The 3,701-nt window shown below is 68.7% G+C and carries 6 protein-coding genes; 1 reads left to right on the top strand and 5 read right to left on the bottom strand.

The genetic code is table 11. The features are described from left to right. The 5 genes from WBA11_RS18820 to WBA11_RS18800 form a co-directional block, all read right to left on the bottom strand. Nucleotides 1–255, bottom strand: a 255-nt coding sequence (locus WBA11_RS18820) for a hypothetical protein (protein ID WP_424522164.1), incomplete at its 3' end; no start/stop codon positions are given. Further along, entirely contained in the window at nucleotides 252–659 is a 408-nt protein-coding gene (locus WBA11_RS18815; protein WP_424522163.1) for a hypothetical protein, read from the bottom strand. The genes WBA11_RS18820 and WBA11_RS18815, both read right to left, overlap by 4 nt. A 108-nt stretch (nucleotides 660–767) precedes the next feature. Then, complete coding sequence (locus WBA11_RS18810; protein WP_424522162.1) at nucleotides 768–1,040, bottom strand: helix-turn-helix domain-containing protein; 273 nt, start codon at nucleotides 1,038–1,040, stop codon at nucleotides 768–770. A gap of 135 nt (nucleotides 1,041–1,175) precedes the next feature. Beyond that, complete coding sequence (locus WBA11_RS18805) at nucleotides 1,176–1,991, bottom strand: hypothetical protein (protein ID WP_424522161.1); 816 nt, start codon at nucleotides 1,989–1,991, stop codon at nucleotides 1,176–1,178. Beyond that, nucleotides 1,982–3,208, bottom strand: a complete 1,227-nt coding sequence (locus WBA11_RS18800) for a site-specific integrase (protein WP_424522160.1) — start codon at nucleotides 3,206–3,208, stop codon at nucleotides 1,982–1,984. Before WBA11_RS18800 ends, WBA11_RS18805 begins: the two co-directional genes overlap by 10 nt. Before the next feature lie 256 nt (nucleotides 3,209–3,464). Between WBA11_RS18800 and WBA11_RS18795 the strand changes: the two genes are divergently transcribed. After that, a partial coding sequence (locus WBA11_RS18795) for a hypothetical protein (protein ID WP_424522159.1) occupies nucleotides 3,465–3,701 on the top strand: 237 nt, incomplete at its 3' end.

Raw genomic sequence — 3,701 nt, 5'->3', positions numbered from 1 at the left:
CTCGATCCGCCCCACGCGTAGGCTGTGGACGTAGGTGACGGCGTCGCCGCCGCCGGCGCATCCGCCGCACCAGAACTGAAAGTCGGGGTCGCCTTCGGTGATAGTGAACGAGGTCCCCGAGGCACTATCGTGGAAGGGGCAGCCGCCCCGGAGCGTACCGCGCCCATGGACTCGGTGGGCGGGGTGGTCGTAGACGGCGCGGGCCGAGAGCCGGGGGTAGACCTCGGCCCGGAGGAAATCGCGGCGGTCGCTCACGATGCGGCCCCGCGAACGATTGCAGCGCGCACGTCGGCGGCGGTCTCGGTGTCCAGCTCGGACGAGTCGACGCTCAGGCACAGGGCGATGGGGTGCCCGGCCCGGCGCTCGGCGGCGCGGTGGCCAGCTAGAAGCCCCTCGATGGCGGCACCGACGGCGGAGGGCCAACCGGACGCGATCTCGAAGGCGTCCTCGAAGGCGTGGTCGTCGGGCGTCCGGTCGAGGACGGGGGTCCGGCCGATGGCGTCCAGACGTGCCAGGTCGCGGCGCTCGGGGGGGCTCAGGGAGAGCGATCGGTCCGGCCGGTAGCCGGCACGGTCCAGCCTCAAGGCCGGGGCGGCGAAGAACCCTTCGAGGGCTCGGCGGTTTGCGCGGTCGGCGCGGTGGGATGTACGTTGTTGCATCGCTTCGTCGTCGTGTCGGCGGTTCCCCGTTGCTTGGTAGGCTCGTGGGGCGTCGCCGGTTGAAAAGGCACCGCCCGTCCGGCTCCATGCCAGGCGGGCGGTGTTGCGTCAGGGGGACGCGATTGTCTTGCGGGCCGACACGAGGCCGGCGTCGAGGTAGGCGTGCAAGGCCTCGGCGGGAAACAGAACTGTTCGGCCCCTCTTGATGAAGTCGACCTCCCGGCGCTCCCGGAGGTAGTCCACCTTGCGGCGGCTCCAGCCCGTCAGGTCCATCACCTCCGGCACCGTGTAGTACGGCTTGGCCAGCGCGCGCCGAACCTGCTCGGGTAGGACGTCGGCCAGGACGTCAACGACAGCCGGCCGGATCGCCTGAGCGAGCATCAGCGGGACGAGGTCGTCGAGTGTATTAGGAGGCGCTTCCATCGCGGAGGGGGGATCGGTGATGCCAGGTTCGGAACCCACCGTGCAAGAAGTCGGACAAGGACGAACTGTCCGGCGGTGTCCGGCTGTCCGCCCCTAGCCCTTCGCTTGGAGCTCCCGTTTGTGCTGGAGCGCGACTTCGCACACCTGACGGACGGTGCTCGGGAGAGCCCCGGTGATGCGCTCGACTTCGCGCCGTAGTGTTCGGGCCACGGAGTTGTTCACCGGGGCGTCGTCGGGTAGTGGGAGCTCTCCAGGCAGAGACTCCAGCCCGGCCGTGGCGAACGGGACGCCTTTCTGCTCCAGTTCGGCGAGGCTGCCTATCCCATGCTCTGCGAGGGCAACGAGTACGGAGTTGAGGTAGGCGAAGGGGCTTCTCGACTCTTCGATCAGTCCCCTTTTTTCTTCTTCCGTCCTGTCCGCCCAAGCGCGAACGGCACCCCGCATTCGCTCCTCTTCCAGCACGGCGGCCAGAACCCCGTGCTGGAAGTCGAGGCCGTCCCCGCGGCGGACCCAGACGTTGAGCCCGGCGGAGAAGTGATTAGGTGGCTCTCCCCGAGCGGGAAGCTTGTCCTTGAACACGCGACGGTATGCGGCCTCCCTCTCCCGAACGTCCGCCAGTTCCCTCGCTAGGTCTTCCTGTTTAGCGCGGAGGGATGCGTATGCGCCGGCGTCGAGTTGGGTCGCGTACCGATCCCAGAGCGGCGCTATCCCCGCGCCGTTCGCTTCCCAGAACCCTGCCCAGTCTTCCGCGCGTAGGGCCTGGCTACGTGCCTCTCGCTCCGCGTCAGGCAGCAGCCAGTCGGGCGCGCGCCACCAGCCTAGCGACTGGAGAGCGGACGCGGGTCCTCCCAGAAGCCCGTTTTGTTCCGGGGGAAGGCCCAGGTAGTCGGGGGCGTCGTCTAGGTCCATAGCTGTTCGGAGAGGCGGTCCGTCGCGTCGCGGTCGAACGACCGGAGGTACTGTTGCGTGACCTGGAGCGAGGTGTGCCCGAGCGCCTTCGAGATGGCGAACAGGTCGCCCGACTTCGAGGCCGCGAACACGGCGTAGGCGTGCCTCGAGGCGTGGAAGCTGACGCGCTCGGCTTGGTCGATCTCGGCGGCCGTGGCCAGCGTCTTGAGAGCGGCGTTCACACGGGTATTCCAAGACGAGATGCGGCGGCGGAGCCGGACCGGGTCGTCGTCGTCGGCGGCCTCCAGCATCGGGAACAGGAACGCCCCGCCGTCGGCGTACCGCTCCGCGATCGCCACGGCAGGCGGGGGCAGCGGGAGGTCGACGAGCGTGCCCGTCTTGAGCATCCGGTATTCCAGACGGGGCACCCCGTCGACGGTGCGGACGTGCTCAGGCCGGAGCGTGGCGACGTCGGAGAACCGGACGCCCCCGCCGTAGAAGCTGAACGCGAACGCGTCGCGGGCGATCGCCAAGGCCGACCCGTCCTCGATGGGTACGCCGTCGACCTCGAGGACGGCCGCGATGGCGAGCACGTCGTCGATCGAGAGCTTGAGGCGGTCGGGCCTCTCCCCCTTCGGCTGGTCGTACAAGAGGAACGGGTCGTCGCCGGGCTTCAAGAGGTCGGCCCGGACAGCACCGCGGACCACGCGCCGGAGCCGCTGCATCTCCTTACGGATGGTGTTGGGCGCGTTCCCGCACGCCTTGCGGAGGTGGCGCTCGAACCGGACGAGCGCGTGCCGGTCCAAGTCCTTGAACTGGACGTCCGTCGTCTTCCCCTCGGGACCGAGCGCGGCCTCCAGCTTGCCCAGCGTCGTCCGGTACTTCTTCCACTGCCAGAACGCGCCGCGTGCCTCGAGGTCGTCGATGTGACGCCGGAAGAACGCCGACAGGCTCCCGGTCCCCCCGCCGAGCTGTTCCTTGACGGCCTGAGCGGTGCCGCCCTCGAGGGTGGCCTGCGTGGCCACGATCACCAAGTCGGCCAGCTTGGCGTTGAAGGCGTCGGCCAGCGGGTGCGAGCGGCGCACGAGCTGCTTGTCGTTGTTCCAGTACTTCGGCTCGACGGCGACGCCGGTCGAGGTGTACCGGCTTTTTCGGTTGACCGTGACCCGGAGCCACACCGGGGCGGTACCATCACGTCGGATCTTCCGGGTCTGGAGTGTGAGTCGGACGGAGGCCACGAGATCGAGTTTGGTAACAGCGGAAGGTAAAACTATTTTTGCTTTCCAGTGCGTTCGACGTTCGCACCCGGCCCGATCAAACCGCATTAGAACCCCTGAAACCCCTCTTTGCTCGCACCGTCCCGCAAGGGAAGTACGCCGTTCGAGTCCCGCCTCTCCCACAATGGACCCAGGACACGACATCCTGGGGTCTAGAGGTTTCGTCCTCCCTCTCGCACCGCGTCCGCACGTCGGCGGGCGCCCGTCCCACCACACCGTGCGCCTGCTGATCGCCCTCGCCGTCCTCTCCGTCTCCGGCTGCGCCTCCACGGCCGCCCTCGAGGACGGCCCCACGCGAGCGGCCGACGGGCTCTTGGAGCGCACGGATCTCCAAGAGATCGTCGACCTCCAGGTACGTCGCGATGGCCCCGGACTGGTCGAGCTCCTGTCGAGCCCCGACAGCGTCGTCCGCGCCCGCTCCGCAGTCGCGCTCGGCTCCGTGCAAGATCCGGCG

This window comes from Rubrivirga sp. (assembly GCF_049648075.1).
Lineage (GTDB): Bacteria > Bacteroidota > Rhodothermia > Rhodothermales > Rubricoccaceae > Rubrivirga.
This window is presented reverse-complemented; position numbering and strand designations above follow the sequence as displayed.